This is a genomic window from Streptomyces sp. NPDC047869 (assembly GCF_040704065.1).
Taxonomy (GTDB): domain Bacteria; phylum Actinomycetota; class Actinomycetes; order Streptomycetales; family Streptomycetaceae; genus Streptomyces.
Window position 1 is genome coordinate 18948 of record NZ_JBEYRK010000005.1, and the last position, 16053, is coordinate 35000.

Here is a 16053-nt window from a genome sequence, read left to right on the forward strand (position 1 = left end):
GGGCGCCCGGACCGACCCGGGCGCCCCTCCTGTCATGTACTCACACCCTGTTCAGCTCGAACCAGACCACCTTGCCGGTGCTCAGCCGCGTCGCGCCCCAGCGCCGGGCCAGCCGGTTGACCAGGTACAGCCCGCGGCCGCCCTCGTCCGTGGCCCGCGCCTGGCACAGCCGCGGCAACTGGGGCACGTCGTCGCCGACCTCGCAGCGCAGCACCTCCGTGCGCAGCAGACGCAGCGTCACCGGACGCGAGGCGTAGCGCACGGCGTTCGTGACCACCTCGCTGACCAGCAGCTCCACCGAATCCGTCAGCTCCTCCAGACCCCACCGGGCCAGCGCCCGCCGCGCCAGCCGGCGCGCCTCACGCGGCGCCGCGACCTCCGGCTCCAGCGTCCAGTACGCCACATCGCTCGGCGCGATCCCGTCGAAGCGGGCCGCGAGCAGCGCGATGTCGTCGTCCCGGTCACCCGGGCCGAGCATGTCCAGCACCTCGTCGCACAGCGCCTCGAGCGGCGGCGGATGGTCCGGCCCGGTCAGCCGCGCGGTCGCTGCGAGCTTCTCGCGCAACTGCTCTATACCGGTCCACACGTCCCGCAGCCGGGACTCCACCAGCCCGTCGGTGTACAGCAGCAGCGTGGCCCCGGCCGGCGCGTCCAGCTCCACCGCCTCGAAATCCACCCCGCCCACACCGATCGGCGCGCCCGGCGGCACCCGCAGCACCTCCGCCCGGCCGCCCAGATGCAGCAGCACGGGCGGCGGATGACCCGCGTTGGCGATGGTGATGCGATGCGTCACCGGGTCGTACACCGCGTACAGACAGGTCGCCATACGGTCGGTGCCCAGCCGCTGCGCCTGCTCGTCCAGATGGTGCAGCACCTCCTGCGGAGGCAGATCGAGACCGGCCAGCGTCTGCGCCGTCGTGCGCAACTGGCCCATGATCGCCGCCGAGGTCATGGAGTGCCCCATGACATCACCGACCACCAGCGCCACCCGGCTGCCCGGCAGCGGGATCGCGTCGTACCAGTCGCCGCCCACCCGCGCCGTCTCCGCCGCCGGCAGATAACGCGACGCCAGCCGCACCCCGGTCGGCCGGGGCAGCGTCTCCGGCAGCATGGTGCGCTGCAACTCGTCGGCGATGTACGCCTCCCGGCCGTACAGCACCGCCTTGTCGATGCCGAGCGCGCTGTGCGTGGCCAGCTGAGCCGCCACCAGCAGATCGTCCGCCTCGAACGCCGGCCGCTCCGGACGCCGCAGGAACAGCGCGGCACCGATCACCCGGCGCCGGCCGCGCAGCGGCGCGAGAATCGCGTGCCGTCCGCCCGGCACCGCCGCCTCCCCGCCTTCGCCGAGCAGCTCGGGCAGTGCCGCCCGGGCCGCGGGAGCGTCGGCGAACACCGGCCGCACCCCGCGCAGCACCTCGTTCAGGGCACCGCCGGGACGCACCTCGCACAACTCGGTGGTCAGCGACGACAGCTCGGTGAGGACCGAGGCCTCCGGCTCCGGCTCCGGGAACGGCGGCAGCGCCAGACCCTCCGTGTCCCGCTCGTCCGGAATCCGGTCCGTACGGCGCAGCCGCAGCACCACAGGACCGGTCGGGCGCTCGTCACCCACCGGCAGCGGATCGCGCAGATAGACCAGGATCGCGTCGGAGAACGTCGGCACGGTGGCCCGGCACAGCCCCATCACGATCTCGTCCAGATCGAGGCCGCGCGCGATCCGCCGGGTCGCCGCGCCCACGAACCTGAGGCGGTCCCCGTCGCGCCGCATCGGCATCGGCCGCCCCGGTGGCAGCCCCCGCCCGGTACGGCGGTCCGGGCCACCGGGCCCCCGCTCCTGCTCGGCGCCCGGCTGCGGCGGAATGGCCTCCGGCACCGGACGCGGGCGACCCGTGTCCGTCGGCGCGGTGGCGGGCTGGGAGTGCTCGGGGCCGTTGACTGGGGGCTCCTTCCCCTTGTTCCCCTTACCGCGGGGCGCGGTGGCCCCCGGTGCGGAGGGCGGTCCGTCGGCCAGGGCCTGTGCCGGTAAGACCGGACTGCCGGGCTGCTCCGGGGTACGCAGGAGCGCCCCGCGGGACTCCGCGGGGTCGACGCCCGACTGCGGGCGTTCGTAGGACGTGGGGTGCTCCGTCACGCGCGTCGAATCCATCCGTCCGGGGCTGCGCGCCGGGCGCGCACATGGTCCCGCCGAAAGTCCGATACCCGGAATACGTGCCCCAGGAACGGAATTCCCGCGTGGTCAGAGGTCGTGCCTGTGCCGCCGGTGAACCCTGCCGGGCCCGCCGTGGTCTTGCCCTCGTACCCCTCGCTCACTCCTGCCGCCCCTCGGTGACGTCTGGTCAGACCCGGCTCGCACCCCGGTAGTTGCCTTGCGGATTCTTGCGGAGGACGATCCTACGGTTGTGGGCCGGGGGCGCATCAAGGGTCTCATGAGGACACGTGCGCGGGCGTACGGTCCCAGTCCTCGGGGAGTGACGGTACCGCCCAGGACGGATCCGGGCGCCAGTGCTGCCAGCCGTCGGAGAACGGCGGGCCCCAGGCGTCGATCACCTCCACCGCGGCCCGGCCGGCCGCCCGCACCCGCTCGGCGGTCCCCTCGTCCATCAGCCCGTCCCGCTGAGCCTGTGCGAACTCGTCCTCGTCCCGCCACTGCCAACTGCGGTCCGGGTGGACGGAGATGTCCAGGAAGTGATCCTCGGAGTCGACTCCGCCCGCCCAACGGGCCAGCGGCTGCTCAAGGTTGACGTACCAGTTCTTGAACTGCCAGCCCGGCTCCCAGAACAGCCACACCGACCAGGGCTCGGCGGGCCGCGCCAGCTTCAGCACACCCGTGCCGAACCACCGGTCCCGCTGCACCGAACGCGGCCTGGTGTAGCGGGTCTCCAGCGGCTCCACGTGCACCGGCGTACCGTCGGCGATCACCGGCTTCACGCACTCGGTACCGGGCGCCATCCACACGGCGAGCAGTTCCGCGTCGTCCCGGACCACGGTGACGGGCCGCGCGATGTGGAAGCGCGCGCCGGCGTTCTCCCGGTACCGCCACAGGATCTGGCTCCCGGGCGTCCAGTAGTTCGCAGGCCCCGCCGCCACTCGTCTCACCGCTCCGTTGTCCGCCATGAACAGATATTAGGTGCCGTACACATACGACGCTGCGGTACGCGTCACGGTTCTACGCGGCGGGGCCGGTCGTCACGGCCGTGTCATCCGCAGGACGTCCAGCGCCTCGTCGAGCTGCTCCAGCGTCAGGTCGCCGCGCTCCACATAGCCGCCCTCCAGTACGACCTCGCGGATGGTCCTGCGCTCGGCCAGCGACTTCTTCGCGACCTTCGCGGCCTCCTCGTAGCCGATGTACTTGTTCAGCGGCGTCACCACCGAGGGCGAGGACTCCGCGTACTCCCGGGCCCGTTCACGGTCCGCGGTGACGCCGTCCACGGTCCGGTCGGCCAGCAGCCGGGAGACGTTCGCGAGCAGCCGTACCGACTCCAGCACGTTCTTGGCGATGACCGGGAGCATCACGTTCAGCTCGAAGTTCCCGGCGGCGCCGGCGGTGGCGATGGTCGCGTCGTTGCCGATCACCTGGGCGGCGACCATGAGCACGGCCTCCGGGATGACCGGGTTGACCTTCCCCGGCATGATCGAGGAGCCCGGCTGCAGATCGGGCAGCCGGATCTCGGCCAGCCCGGTGCGCGGCCCGGACGCCATCCAGCGCAGATCGTTCGCGATCTTCGTCAGCCCCACCGCGATGGTCCGCAGCTGCCCGCTGGTCTCCACCACCGCGTCCCGGGCGCCCTGCGCCTCGAAGTGGTCCCGGGCCTCGGTCAGCGGCAGCCCGGTGGCCCGAGCGACCTCCTCGATCACCGCGGCGGAGAATCCGGGCGGCGTGTTGATACCGGTGCCGACCGCCGTCCCGCCCAGCGGCAGCTCCGCCAGCCGGGGCAGCGAGGCCCGCAGCCGCTCCACGCCGTACCGCACCTGGGCCGCGTACCCGCCGAACTCCTGCCCGAGGGTCACCGGCGTCGCGTCCATCAGATGCGTCCGCCCGGCCTTGACGACGTCCGCGAACTCCTCGGACTTGCGCCCGAGGGCGGCGGCGAGGTGCTCCAGCGCCGGGATCAGGTCGTGCGTGACGGCGGCGGTGGCGGCGATGTGCAGGGACGAGGGGAAGACGTCGTTCGAGGACTGCGAGGCGTTGACGTGGTCGTTGGGGTGCACGTCCCGGCCGAGCCGCTCACCGGCCAGGGTGGCGATGACCTCGTTGGTGTTCATGTTGGAGGAGGTCCCGGACCCGGTCTGGAACACGTCCACCGGGAAGTGCTCGTCCCACTTTCCCTCGGCGACCTCCCGGGCCGCCTCCTGGATCGCCTCCGCGACATCCTTGTCCAGCACGCCCAGCCCGGCGTTCACCTTCGCCGCCGCGCCCTTGATCCGCGCCAGCGCCTCGATGTGCGCCCGCTCGATCCGCTGCCCGGACACCGGGAAGTTCTCGACGGCACGCTGCGTCTGCGCCCGCCACTTGGCATGGCCGGGCACCCGGACCTCGCCCATGGAGTCGTGCTCGATGCGGTAGTTGCTCATGTCCTTGTCAGCGATCGGGGCGCGGTGGTTGTTCCGGACCGTGGGTCCATTGGCACCACCGGCGTCACCGGGTCGGGGGACCGGGCTCCCGACCACCGGGCGGGACATCGCGGATAAGTGTGACTATCAGCCCAAGGTGGTGGGCGATTCCCGCCGCCACCACGGCCGGCAGGAGGACCGATCGATGCACTTCAATCCCAAGGGTCTGCTCGGCGCCATCGCGGCGGTGTCCATAGGCGCGGCGACCCTGCTGGGCGCGGGAGCCGGCACCGCCGGCGCCGCGGGCAGAGTCCACTGCGACCGCGCCGAACGGCCCATCTGGAGCGGCGATCCCAGCCGCAATCTGACGGCCCACGGATGCAGCCTGCCGTCCGGCGAACGGCGCTGGTACCGCGTCGAGGTCGACGACCTGGTGGAGGCCCACCACACGACGGACTATCTGAACGGTCCGGTCGACCGGACCGAGAAGCTGCACGACAGGACCATCAGGTGCATGGGCTTCACCGCCGACGGCGCCACGGTGAACTGGTTCGGCTGCGTGCCGCACTGACACCCGGCCCGGTCATGGCCCCGGGGGCGGCGTTGCTCCACGGCGAGTCCGGTTCGCCGACCTTCCTGACGCGGTGATCCCGGGTCTCGACGCGGTCAACCCGTGCCGGGAGAACGGCGCCCCCCGGCGATGAGAGCGGCAGAGCCCCCGGCGACGCGCCGGGGGCTCCCCACGGGTGCTGCCGCCGGATCAGCCCAGGCCCGGACCCCGCACCGGGATGCTGGTGAACGTCGGCTGCTCAGGTTCCCGCGAAGTGAAGAAGTCGTTGCCCTTGTCGTCCACGACGATGAACGCCGGGAAGTCCTCCACCTCGATCTTCCAGACGGCTTCCATCCCCAGCTCCTCGTACTCCAGCACCTCGACCTTCTTGATGCAGTCCTGGGCGAGGCGGGCGGCCGGGCCGCCGATGGAGCCGAGGTAGAAGCCGCCGTGCGCGTCGCACGCGTCGGTGACCTGCTTGCTGCGGTTGCCCTTGGCGAGCATCACCTTGGAGCCGCCCGCCGCCTGGAACTGCTCCACGTAGGAGTCCATGCGGCCGGCCGTCGTCGGGCCGAAGGAGCCTGACGCGTAGCCCTCGGGCGTCTTCGCCGGGCCCGCGTAGTACACCGGGTGGTCCTTCAGGTACTGCGGCATGCCCTCGCCCGCGTCCAGCCGCTCCTTGATCTTGGCGTGCGCGATGTCGCGGGCGACGACCAGCGGGCCGGTGAGGGAGAGCCGCGTCTTGACCGGGTACTTGGTCAGCTCGGCGAGGATCTCGTCCATCGGCTGGTTCAGGTCGATGGTGACGACGTCCCCGTCCTGCTCCAGGTGCTCGTCCGTGGTCTCCGGCAGGAACCGCGCCGGGTCCGTCTCGAGCTGCTCCAGGAAGACGCCCTCTGCGGTGATCTTGGCGACCGCCTGGCGGTCCGCCGAGCAGGAGACGGCGATCGCGACCGGGCAGGACGCGCCGTGCCGCGGCAGCCGCACCACGCGCACGTCGTGGCAGAAGTACTTGCCGCCGAACTGCGCGCCGATGCCGATCCGCTGGGTCAGCTCGAAGACCTTGTCCTCCAGCTCCTTGTCCCGGAAGCCGTGGCCTAGCGGCGAGCCCTCGGCCGGCATGTTGTCCAGGTAGTGCGCGGAGGCGTACTTGGCGGTCTTCAGCGCGTACTCGGCGCTCGTGCCGCCGACGACGATCGCCAGGTGGTACGGCGGGCAGGCGGCCGTGCCGAGCGAGCGGATCTTCTCCTCCAGGAACTTCATCATGGAGGCCTCGTTCAGGACGGCCTTCGTCTCCTGGTAGAGGAAGGACTTGTTGGCGGAGCCGCCGCCCTTGGCCATGAAGAGGAACTTGTAGGCGCCGCCGTCGGTGGCGTACAGCTCGATCTGCGCGGGGAGGTTGGAGCCGGTGTTCTTCTCCTCCCACATGGTGAGCGGAGCCATCTGCGAGTAGCGCAGGTTCAGCTTCGTGTAGGCGTCGTAGATGCCGTGGGAGAGGGCCTTCTCGTCCTGGCCCTCGGTGAGGACGTTCTGGCCGCGCTTGCCCATGACGATCGCGGTGCCGGTGTCCTGGCACATCGGGAGCACGCCGGCCGCCGCGATGTTCGCGTTCTTCAGCAGGTCCAGGGCGACGAACTTGTCGTTGCCCGAGGCCTCGGGGTCGTCGATGATGCGGCGCAGCTGGGCGAGGTGGGCCGGGCGCAGGTAGTGCTGGATGTCGTGGATGGCCTCTTCGGCGAGCTTGCGCAGCGCCTCCGGCTCCACCTTGAGGAACGTCCGCCCGTCCGGCCCCTCGACGGTGGACACGCCTTCCGAGGTCACCAGCCGGTACGGGGTGGTGTCCTCGCCCTGGGGAAGCAGATCGGTGTACGCGAACTCAGGCATCTCAGCCCATTCCTCACTCTGACGGACGGCTGCCCGCCGACGTTGGCGGGCCCCACCAGCGTAGAACCTGCCATCGGCGCGGAACCTGTGAGGTGGGGCTCAGTTCGACACGCCCGGGGTCGTCCACACCCCTAGTCGCGATCTATCGCGTTTCGGTACGCTGCTGCCGTGGACCTTCAGAAGCACGCCCAAGCCCGGGAAGGGGCCCTGGCCCCCGCCGACCTGCGCGCCTCGGACGCCGACCGCGACCGCGTCGCCGACATCCTCCGTGAGGCCCTGGCCGAGGGCAGGCTGACCGCGGACGAGCACGCCGAGCGCGTGGAGGGGGTGCTGCACGCCAAGACGGTCGGCGAGCTGGAGGTCTTCATCCGCGACCTGCCCGCGGCCCATCACGGGCCCGCGGCGCCCGCGTACGCTTCCGTGCCGCCCCGTCCGGCTCCCGGTGCGATACCGGCGGAGGCGGACGCCAATGTGGTGGCCGTCTTCAGCAGTGCCATGCGGCGGGGGCGCTGGCGGGCCGGGCGCCGGCTGCACGCCTACGCGGTGTTCGGCAGCGTCGAGATCGATCTGAGCGAGGCGATCTTCGAGTACCAGCAGGTCGTCATCAAGGCCGTCTCGGTCTTCGGTGACGTGCAGATCCGCGTGCCGGAGAACGTCTCGCTGCGCGGCACGGGCGGCGGTGTGCTGGGCAACTTCGAGGTGGCTCCGCTCGATTCGGTCGAGTCGGAGGCGCCGGTGATCTACGTCGACGGCTGGGCCGTGCTGGGCAACGTGGAGGCGCGGCCCAAGCGCGGCAGGCTGGTGGCGGACATCCTCGACCGTGTCCAGAACAAGGTCGACCGCAAGCTGCGCAAACACCTGGACCGTTGACGCTCGCGCATTCGCCGCCGGCCGGAAGCGTGCCGTCCGGCCGGCGGCGAGGGCGTGGGGGCGTGAACAGGACGGCGTGCGCCCGCGGTTGGGAACGCTGTGCATAGGCGCGCGCACAGCGGGTAGGCCTTGCTGCATCGTCGCTCGCTCGCGAAGCCGTCGTCAGGAGTAGACCGTGCTGCAACCGCCGCATTCGTCCCTGCAGGTCGCTGCCGTTCCGGCCCAGCGGGTGCCAGTGCGAGACAGGGACCAAGACGCCCCCTGGCACACCGAGGCGGTGTGCCGGCGTGACGAGGCCGGCCTGTTCTTCGCCCCGTCCAAGGAGCCGACGGCCGCCCGGCTGTCCCGCGAGGAGGCGGCCAAGCGCGTCTGCGCGCGCTGCCCCGTCATGGTCGAGTGCCGCGAGCACGCTCTGCTCCAGCCCGAGCCGTACGGCGTCTGGGGCGGCCTGACGGCGGCCGAACGCCGTGTGGTGCTGGCGCGCCGCCGCCGGCGCGAGGTGGAGCTGAAGAAGGCGGCACGGGCGACGGCGGACCGCATAGCCGGCTAGCTGTGGGAACGGGCGCCCTCTCCGCACAGAGGGCGCCCATTGGTTCGCGGGGGAGCGGGGCTCACCCGGGTCGGGTCACTTCGCCCGGTCGAAGTCGATCGCGCTGTAGGCCCGCAGCTTGCTCAGCCGGTGCTCGGAGTCGATCCGCCGCACGGTGCCGGACTTCGACCGCATCACGATGGAGTCGGTGGTGGCGGTCTCCGACCGGTACCGCACCCCGCGCATCAGTTCGCCGTCGGTGATGCCGGTGGCGACGAAGAACACGTTCTCGCCGGTGACCAGGTCCTCCGTGGTCAGGACGCGGTCCAGGTCGTGCCCGGCGTCGACGGCCCGCGCGCGCTCCTCGTCGTCCTTGGGCCACAGCTTGCCCTGGATGGTCCCACCCAGGCATTTCACGGCGCAGGCCGAGATGATGCCCTCCGGGGTGCCGCCGATGCCGAGCAGCAGGTCGATGCCGGTGCCCTCGCGCAGGGCGAGGATGGAGCCGGCGACGTCACCGTCGGAGATCAGCTTGATGCGCGCGCCGGTGTCGCGGATCTCCTTGATGATGCCTTCGTGCCGGGGCCGGTCGAGGATGACGACCGTGACGTCCTCGGGCGTGCGGCGCTTGGCCTTGGCGACCCGGCGGATGTTGACCGACACGGGCGCGTTGATGTCGACGAAGTCGGCGGCCTCGGGGCCGGTGACGAGCTTGTCCATGTAGAACACGGCGGACGGGTCGAACATGGCCCCGCGCTCGGCGGCGGCGAGGACCGCGATCGCGTTGGGCATGCCCTTGGCGGTGAGGGTGGTGCCGTCGATCGGGTCGACGGCGATGTCCACCTCGGGGCCGGTGCCGTCGCCCACGTGCTCCCCGTTGAAGAGCATCGGGGCCTCGTCCTTCTCGCCCTCACCGATGACGACGACGCCGTTCATCGAGACGGTCGAGACGAGGGTTCGCATGGCGCGCACCGCGGCGCCGTCGGCGCCGTTCTTGTCGCCCCGCCCGACCCAGCGGCCGGCGGCCATGGCGGCGGCTTCGGTCACCCGGACGAGCTCCAGGGCGAGGTTTCGGTCGGGTGCCTCGGAGGGCACATCGAGCTCGGACGGCAGATGATGATTCTCGGTCATCGGAGCGCACCTTTCTGATACGACGACGGCCGGATGAGGGTGTTGGTCCCGACTCTATCGTTGAGCAGACAAAATGAGCAGGGGACCCCACGGATGAGCGCTCCGGGCACCTGCGACGATAGAGGGCGTGGCAGGTTCCAACGGCAAGCAGAAGACGGTCCGGGACATGATCCTCTCCCTGGGCCTCATCGGGATCGCGGCGGCGGTCATCTACGTCTTCGTCCCGCACGACGATCACGCTCCCGACATCAAGCGGGTCGACTACCGGGTCGAGCTGGAGACGGCGCGTCGTGCCGCGAGCTACCCGGTGGCCGCCCCCGAGGGCCTGCCCGGTGCCTGGAAGGCGACCTCGGTGCGCTTCCAGGGCGAGAACTCCGACCGCTGGCACCTGGGCTTCCAGGATCCCGAGGGTCAGTACGTACAGGTCGAGCAGTCGGCTCAGAAGCGGTCCGACTTCATCCACCAGGCCAGCCAGGGCTCGAAGGCGACGAAGCGGACCGAGCGGATCGGCGACCGTACCTGGACGCGGTACACCGGCGGCCGCTACGACGCCCTGGTCCTGGAGGACACTCCCGGCTCCACCACGGTGGTGGCCGGCACGGCCCCCTTCGACCGGCTGACGAAGATGGCGGCGGCCCTGCGGATGTCCTGAGCGCCCTGCCCGAGCACGCGAAGAGGCCCCCGGTGATGCCGGGGGCCTCTTCGCGTGCTCGGGGGTCAGACGGTCGTGATGACGTCCTCGTATGCCAGGCGCGGCGAGCGGGGGTACCAGGCGTCCGGGCCCGGCCGGCCGATGTTGACGACCATCAGCGGGGTGTGGTCGTCGTCCAGGAACTCCTTGCGGACGCCCTCGAAGTCGAAGCCGGTCATCGGGCCGGCGGCGAGGCCGGCGGCGCGGACGCCGACGATGAAGTAGCCGGCCTGGAGGGCGGCGTTCATCGCGGCGGAGCCCTCGCGGACCGGGCGCTCGGCGAAGAAGAGGTCCTTGGCCTGCGGGAAGGCCGGGAACAGGGCCGGCAGCTCCTCGTGGAACTCGTTGTCCGCGGAGAGGATCGCGACCAGCGGGGCGGCGGCGGTCTTGGCCTGGTTGCCCTCGGACATGTGCTTCACCAGGCGCTCGCGGGCCTCGGGGGAGCGGACCAGGGTGATGCGCAGCGGGGTCTGGTTGAAGGCGGTGGGGCCGTACTTGACCAGGTCGTAGATCGCCTGGACCTGCTCCTCGGACACCGGCTCGTCGGTGAAGGTGTTCGCGGTGCGGGCCTCGCGGAACAGCAGGTCCTGGGCGGCGGGGTCAAGAACGAGAGACATGCGTGACTTCCTCGGGTTCGCGTCCGGTCCGGGGTGCCGGACCGGCTGACGCGTACGACCCTACGGCAAAGTTCAACCTTCAACAAAACTGGTGGCGTGGTGACACCCGGCACAGCGCAGCGTGCCGTCCCGACGCCCTACTCGGCGTCCTCCTCCTCGGTCTCCTCGGCCAGGGCCGCGTCCAGCCGGGCCCGCGCCCCCTCCAGCCAGCGCCGGCACACCTTGGCCAGCTCCTCGCCCCGCTCCCACAGCGCCAGGGACTCCTCGAGCGTCGTACCGCCCGTCTCCAGCCGCCGTACGACCTCGATCAACTCGTCCCGGGCCTGCTCGTACGACAGCGCCTCGTCCACCTTGCTGGTCATCCACCCACCCTAGACATCGACATCGGCATCGACGCGGACGCCGAACTCGCCCTCGGCGACCCGCGCCCGCAGCACCTCGCCCCCGGTCACTTCCTCCGGGTCCCGCACCACGTGCCCGTCCGCCCGCTGCAGCACCGCGTAGCCGCGCCTGAGGGTGGCGGCCGGGGACAGGGCCACCACGCGCGCGTGCGTGTGCGTCAGCTCGGAGTCGGCACGGTCCAGGAGGTGACCGAGCGTGCGCCGGCCGCGGTCCAGCAGCGACGCCACATGGTCGGCGCGCTCGTCGACCATCCGGTGCGGATCCTCCATCGCGGGCCGCGCCAGCGCGTGCGCCAGCCCCCGTTCCTCCCGCTCCACGGCCGCCGACACACACCGCCGGGCCCGGTCCCGCAGCATCCGCACCCGCTCGAACTCCTCGCCCACGTCCGGCACGACCTTCTTGGCGGCGTCGGTCGGGGTGGAGGCGCGCAGGTCGGCCACGAGGTCCAGCAGCGGGTTGTCCGGCTCGTGCCCGATGGCGGACACCACGGGCGTACGGCACTGGGCCACCGCGCGCACGAGCTGCTCGTCGGAGAACGGCAGCAGGTCCTCCACGCTGCCGCCGCCGCGGGCCACGACGATGACGTCCACGTCGTCCAGCCCGTCCAGCTCCTTGACCGCCTGCACGACCTGCGGAACGGCGTGCACACCCTGCACGGCCACGTTGCGCACCTCGAAGCGGACGGCGGGCCAGCGGTGCCGGGCGTTCTCCAGCACGTCCCGCTCCGCGGCGGAGGCCCGCCCGCAGACCAGCCCGATGAGCTGCGGCAGGAACGGCAGCGGCTTCTTGCGCTCCGGCGCGAACAGCCCCTCGGCCGCGAGCGCCTTCTTGAGCCGCTCCAGCCGGGCCAGCAGCTCACCGACGCCCACGGGCCGTATCTCGGCGGCCCGCAGCGAGAGCTGCCCGCGCGGCGCGTACCACTCCGGCTTCGCCAGGACGACGACCCGGGCGCCCTCACCGACCACGTCGGCCACGGCGTCGAACACCTGCCGGTAGCACGTCACGCTGACCGAGATGTCGTGCGAGGGGTCCCGCAGGGTGAGGAACACCACCCCGGCGCCCGGCCGCCGCGAGAGCTGCGTGATCTGCCCCTCGACCCACACCGCGCCCAGCCGGTCGATCCACCTCCCGATGAGCCGCGAGACCTCACCGACGGGCAGAGGCGTCTCGGGCGACGTGTTCACAGCCATGCCGCGAGCGTAACGGCGGGCACCGACAAAAGGCCCCGCCCGCACGCGCGCCCGCGCGGGACCCGTAGGACCGGCCGCGCGGGCACGCGATCCCGGAGCCCGTGAACACACCCTTACGATGGGTCCCATGACCGCTTCGTCTGGCCGCCGTGTCCTGCTCGCCGCCCCCCGGGGCTACTGCGCCGGTGTCGACCGCGCCGTGATCGCCGTCGAGAAGGCCCTGGAGCAGTACGGGGCCCCGATCTACGTCCGGCACGAGATCGTCCACAACAAGTACGTCGTGCAGACCCTGGAGAGGAAGGGCGCCGTCTTCGTCGAGCGGACGGAGGAGGTGCCGCCGGGCAACATCGTGATGTTCTCCGCGCACGGCGTCGCCCCGGTCGTGCACGAGGAGGCCGAGCGCGGCCGGCTGGCCACGATCGACGCGACCTGCCCGCTGGTCACCAAGGTCCACAAGGAGGCCGTGCGGTACGCCAAGGAGGACTACGACATCCTCCTGATCGGGCACGAGGGCCACGAGGAGGTCATCGGCACCTCCGGCGAGGCCCCCGAGCACATCCAGCTCGTCGACGGCCCCGAGGACGTCGCCAAGGTCGAGGTCCGCGACCCCTCCAAGGTCGTCTGGCTGTCCCAGACCACCCTGTCCGTGGACGAGACCATGGAGACCGTCGACGCCCTGAAGACGAAGTTCCCGGGCCTCGTCTCCCCGCCGAGCGACGACATCTGCTACGCCACGCAGAACCGCCAGCTCGCCGTGAAGCAGATGGGCGCCGAGGCCGAGCTGGTCATCGTGGTCGGCTCGCGCAACTCCTCGAACTCCAAGCGGCTGGTCGAGGTCGCCAAGCTCGCCGGTTCCCGCGCCGCCTACCTGGTGGACTTCGCCGACGAGATCGACGAGGCCTGGCTGGAGGGCGTGACGACCGTCGGTGTCACCTCCGGCGCCTCCGTCCCCGAGGTACTGGTCGAGCAGGTCCTGGAGTGGCTCGGCGAGCGCGGCTACGGGGACGTGGAGATCGTCAAGGCCGCCGAGGAGTCCATCACCTTCTCGCTGCCCAAGGAGCTGCGCCGCGACCTGCGCGACGAGGCGGCGACCCTGGCCGCCGAGCGCGGCGGGACCGGCACCTCCGGGGCGTGACCGGCACGTCCGGGCCGTGACCGGCATGGCGTGACCGTCGGTGGCACGTCGTAACGTGGTGCCATGCAGATCTTCGGCGTGGACATCGGTGGATCCGGGATCAAGGGCGCCCCTGTGGACCTGGACAAGGGGGACCTGGCCCAGGAGCGCTGCAAGGTGCTCACCCCGCACCCTGCGACGCCCGACGGCGTCGCCGACGGGGTGAAGCAGGTCATCGACCACTTCGGCTGGACCGGCCCGGTGGGGCTGACCTTCCCCGGAGTGGTCACGGGCGGGGCCACGGTCCGTACGGCGGCCAACGTCGACAAGAGCTGGGTGGACACTGACGCGCGCGCGTTGTTCAGCGGCCGGCTGGGCGGCCTGCCGGTGACAGTGGTCAACGACGCGGACGCGGCGGGCGTCGCCGAGATGCAGTTCGGCGCCGGCCGGGACCGGCGGGGCACGGTCATCCTGCTCACCTTCGGCACCGGTATCGGCAGCGCCGTCTTCGTGGACGGCGTCCTGGTCCCCAACACCGAGCTGGGCCACCTCGAGCTGAACGGCCACGAGGCCGAGAAGCGGGCCTCCAGCAAGGCCAAGGAGGACCACGGCCTGAGCTGGGAGCAGTGGGCGCGCAGGGTCGGGAAGTACCTCGCCCACGTCGAGATGCTCTTCTCGCCCGAGCTGTTCATCGTCGGCGGTGGGGTCAGCCGCAAGGCGGACAAGTTCCTGCACCTCATCGAGGGCGTGAAGGCGGAGATCGTGCCGGCCCAGCTTCAGAACAACGCCGGCATCGTCGGGGCGGCGATGCACGCGGCGCAGGCACAGGCGCGGCTCGGGGGCTGACCGCCCACGGGCTCAGGCCCGGGAAGGACGGCGCGGGACCCGCCGGTCAGCCACGGCTCCGGCGGGCCCGTACCCACAGCACCCGGCGTACCAGCACGATCACCCCCGCGAGCAGCGTCCCCCCGTACAGCCAGCCCGCCTGCGTGGCGAGCCCGGTGACGAGGCCCATCAGCCGCCCGAGCAGGCCCCCGGTGCCGTCCGCGACGGGGAACAGACCCGCCGCGAAGGCGATCGGCACGACGACCGGGGCGGTGAGCACGTCACCGCCGCGGACCCACAGCGCGGTCAGCACGCACACCGGCAGGAACAGCACGCCGTACAGCGTCAGGGACGCACCGAACACGAGCTGGTCCAGCAGACCGAGCAGAAGCATCACCGCCACGCAGAACAGCCCCCCGCCGAGCCCGGTGAGCCGCAGCCCCGCCGGCTGCCCGTCCGACGGCCCGGCACCCGCCGGCCGTCCGTCCGCGGGCCGCGCCCCGCGCGGCACCGGCCGACGTGCCTGCGGCGGTAGCGACGCGGGCGGTGTGCCGCGGCGCCGTCCGTTGTTCGGGGGTCGGCTTCTGCGCTGCTCCATTGGACCAACCTAGGTCTGCTTATGTGCTCAATAAGCCCTCAGACACGCCGGTGGGCGCGGCTCGGCCGGACGTCCCGCGCTCCCGAGAGCCGGCCGTCGCGGACGCCGTAGACTGGTGGATCGGCCAGTGTCTCTGGCCCCTGGCAGCCCCTGGCCCCTCTCATCTACGGGAAGTCGCAACGTGTCGCTCACGATCGGAATCGTCGGCCTGCCCAATGTCGGCAAGTCGACCCTGTTCAACGCCCTGACCAAGAACGACGTGCTGGCGGCCAACTACCCGTTCGCCACGATCGAGCCGAACGTCGGCGTGGTCGGTGTCCCTGACGGCCGCCTCGCCAAGCTGGCGTCGATCTTCAAGTCCGAGCGCATTCTTCCGGCCACGGTCGACTTCGTCGACATCGCCGGCATCGTGCGCGGTGCCTCCGAGGGCGAGGGCCTGGGCAACAAGTTCCTCGCGAACATCCGTGAGTCCGACGCGATCTGCCAGGTCATCCGTGCCTTCAAGGACGAGAACGTCGTCCACGTCGACGGCAAGGTCTCGCCGAAGGACGACATCGAGACGATCAACACCGAGCTGATCCTCGCCGATCTCCAGACCATCGAGAAGGTCCTGCCCCGGCTCCAGAAGGAGTCGCGGATCAAGAAGGACATCGCTCCCAAGGTCAAGGCCGTCGAGGAGGCCAAGGAGATCCTGGAGAAGGGCGACACGCTCTTCGCGCACGGCATCGTCCAGGGCACCGAGCGCAACGAGCTCCTGCACGACCTGCACCTGCTCACCACCAAGCCGTTCCTCTACGTCTTCAACGTCGACGAGGACGAGCTGGTCGACGAGGACTTCAAGAACGAGCAGCGCGCCCTGGTCGCCCCCGCCGAGGCGATCTTCCTCAACGCCAAGCTGGAGCAGGACCTCGCCGAGCTGGACGAGGAGGACGCGCTGGAGCTCCTGGAGTCGGTCGGCGCCGAGGAGCCCGGCCTCGCCACCCTCGCCCGCGTCGGTTTCAACACGCTCGGTCTGCAGACCTACCTCACGGCCGGCCCCAAGGAGTCCCGGGCCTGGACGATCAAGAAGGGCGCCACGGCCCCCGAGGCGGCCGGTGTGATCCA

At 71.3% G+C, this 16053-nt stretch carries 16 protein-coding genes (1 of these 16 cut by a window edge); 7 read left to right on the forward strand and 9 right to left on the reverse strand.

Features of this window, described 5'->3' with window-relative positions:
- Positions 1–40 precede the first annotated feature (40 nt).
- The 3 genes from AB0924_RS08665 to AB0924_RS08675 all read right to left on the reverse strand — a co-directional run bounded on the left by AB0924_RS08665 (position 41) and on the right by AB0924_RS08675 (position 4584).
- Positions 41–2143 carry a SpoIIE family protein phosphatase gene (locus AB0924_RS08665; protein WP_366911007.1) on the reverse strand — a complete coding sequence of 701 codons (2103 nt, stop codon included), beginning with the start codon at positions 2141–2143 and terminating at the stop codon, positions 41–43.
- Positions 2144–2421: 278 nt separating this feature from the next.
- Positions 2422–3111, reverse strand: a complete 690-nt coding sequence (locus AB0924_RS08670; RefSeq protein ID WP_358927422.1) for a DUF402 domain-containing protein — start codon at positions 3109–3111, stop codon at positions 2422–2424.
- 72 nt (positions 3112–3183) lie between these two features.
- A complete protein-coding gene (locus AB0924_RS08675) occupies positions 3184–4584 on the reverse strand; it encodes a class II fumarate hydratase (protein ID WP_358927619.1) in 1401 nt (466 codons plus the stop codon).
- 169 nt (positions 4585–4753) lie between these two features.
- Between AB0924_RS08675 and AB0924_RS08680 the strand changes: the two genes are divergently transcribed.
- Positions 4754–5119, forward strand: coding sequence for a hypothetical protein (locus AB0924_RS08680; RefSeq protein WP_366911008.1), 366 nt, complete (start codon positions 4754–4756; stop codon positions 5117–5119).
- 189 nt (positions 5120–5308) lie between these two features.
- On the opposite strand, the gene AB0924_RS08685 is transcribed toward AB0924_RS08680, so the two are convergent.
- A complete protein-coding gene (locus tag AB0924_RS08685) occupies positions 5309–6982 on the reverse strand; it encodes a fumarate hydratase (RefSeq protein WP_358927424.1) in 1674 nt (557 codons plus the stop codon).
- 168 nt (positions 6983–7150) lie between these two features.
- On the opposite strand from AB0924_RS08685, the gene AB0924_RS08690 reads away from it, so the two are divergent.
- Both AB0924_RS08690 and AB0924_RS08695 read left to right on the forward strand, forming a co-directional pair.
- Positions 7151–7852, forward strand: a complete 702-nt coding sequence (locus tag AB0924_RS08690; RefSeq protein WP_358927425.1) for a DUF1707 domain-containing protein — start codon at positions 7151–7153, stop codon at positions 7850–7852.
- 175 nt (positions 7853–8027) lie between these two features.
- Positions 8028–8402, forward strand: coding sequence for a WhiB family transcriptional regulator (locus tag AB0924_RS08695; RefSeq protein ID WP_358927426.1), 375 nt, complete (start codon positions 8028–8030; stop codon positions 8400–8402).
- A 75-nt stretch (positions 8403–8477) separates the two neighbouring features.
- Here AB0924_RS08695 and glpX read toward each other — a convergent pair whose 3' ends face one another.
- The gene (glpX, locus tag AB0924_RS08700) at positions 8478–9512 is read right to left on the reverse strand and encodes a class II fructose-bisphosphatase (protein WP_143627361.1); all 1035 of its coding nucleotides are present in this window, start codon (positions 9510–9512) and stop codon (positions 8478–8480) included.
- A 127-nt stretch (positions 9513–9639) separates the two neighbouring features.
- Here glpX and AB0924_RS08705 point away from each other — a divergent pair, with 127 nt between their 5' ends.
- On the forward strand, positions 9640–10164 hold the full coding sequence (locus tag AB0924_RS08705; RefSeq protein WP_358927427.1) for a DUF4245 domain-containing protein: 525 nt from the start codon (positions 9640–9642) through the stop codon (positions 10162–10164).
- A gap of 65 nt (positions 10165–10229) precedes the next feature.
- Here the strand turns inward: AB0924_RS08705 and AB0924_RS08710 are convergent, their stop codons facing one another.
- From AB0924_RS08710 to xseA, 3 genes are all read right to left on the reverse strand, one after another.
- Positions 10230–10820 (reverse strand): malonic semialdehyde reductase, encoded by a 591-nt coding sequence (locus AB0924_RS08710; protein ID WP_358927428.1) that lies wholly within the window; start codon positions 10818–10820, stop codon positions 10230–10232.
- Between the two features lie 137 nt (positions 10821–10957).
- A complete protein-coding gene (locus AB0924_RS08715) occupies positions 10958–11182 on the reverse strand; it encodes an exodeoxyribonuclease VII small subunit (RefSeq protein WP_358927429.1) in 225 nt (74 codons plus the stop codon).
- Positions 11183–11191: 9 nt separating this feature from the next.
- The gene (xseA, locus tag AB0924_RS08720) at positions 11192–12412 is read right to left on the reverse strand and encodes an exodeoxyribonuclease VII large subunit (protein WP_358927430.1); all 1221 of its coding nucleotides are present in this window, start codon (positions 12410–12412) and stop codon (positions 11192–11194) included.
- Between the two features lie 118 nt (positions 12413–12530).
- On the opposite strand from xseA, the gene AB0924_RS08725 reads away from it, so the two are divergent.
- Both AB0924_RS08725 and ppgK read left to right on the forward strand, forming a co-directional pair.
- Complete coding sequence (locus tag AB0924_RS08725) at positions 12531–13547, forward strand: 4-hydroxy-3-methylbut-2-enyl diphosphate reductase (protein WP_358927431.1); 1017 nt, start codon at positions 12531–12533, stop codon at positions 13545–13547.
- A gap of 63 nt (positions 13548–13610) precedes the next feature.
- Positions 13611–14372, forward strand: coding sequence for a polyphosphate--glucose phosphotransferase (gene ppgK / locus AB0924_RS08730; protein ID WP_358927432.1), 762 nt, complete (start codon positions 13611–13613; stop codon positions 14370–14372).
- 46 nt (positions 14373–14418) lie between these two features.
- On the opposite strand, the gene AB0924_RS08735 is transcribed toward ppgK, so the two are convergent.
- The gene (locus AB0924_RS08735) at positions 14419–14949 is read right to left on the reverse strand and encodes a DUF6542 domain-containing protein (RefSeq protein WP_358927433.1); all 531 of its coding nucleotides are present in this window, start codon (positions 14947–14949) and stop codon (positions 14419–14421) included.
- A gap of 181 nt (positions 14950–15130) precedes the next feature.
- Here AB0924_RS08735 and ychF point away from each other — a divergent pair, with 181 nt between their 5' ends.
- Positions 15131–16053: the 5' portion of a redox-regulated ATPase YchF gene (ychF, locus tag AB0924_RS08740; protein WP_184968237.1), read on the forward strand. It continues 166 nt past the right edge of the window; 923 of the gene's 1089 nt are visible here — the first part of the coding sequence; it begins with the start codon at positions 15131–15133; its stop codon lies beyond the right edge, outside the window.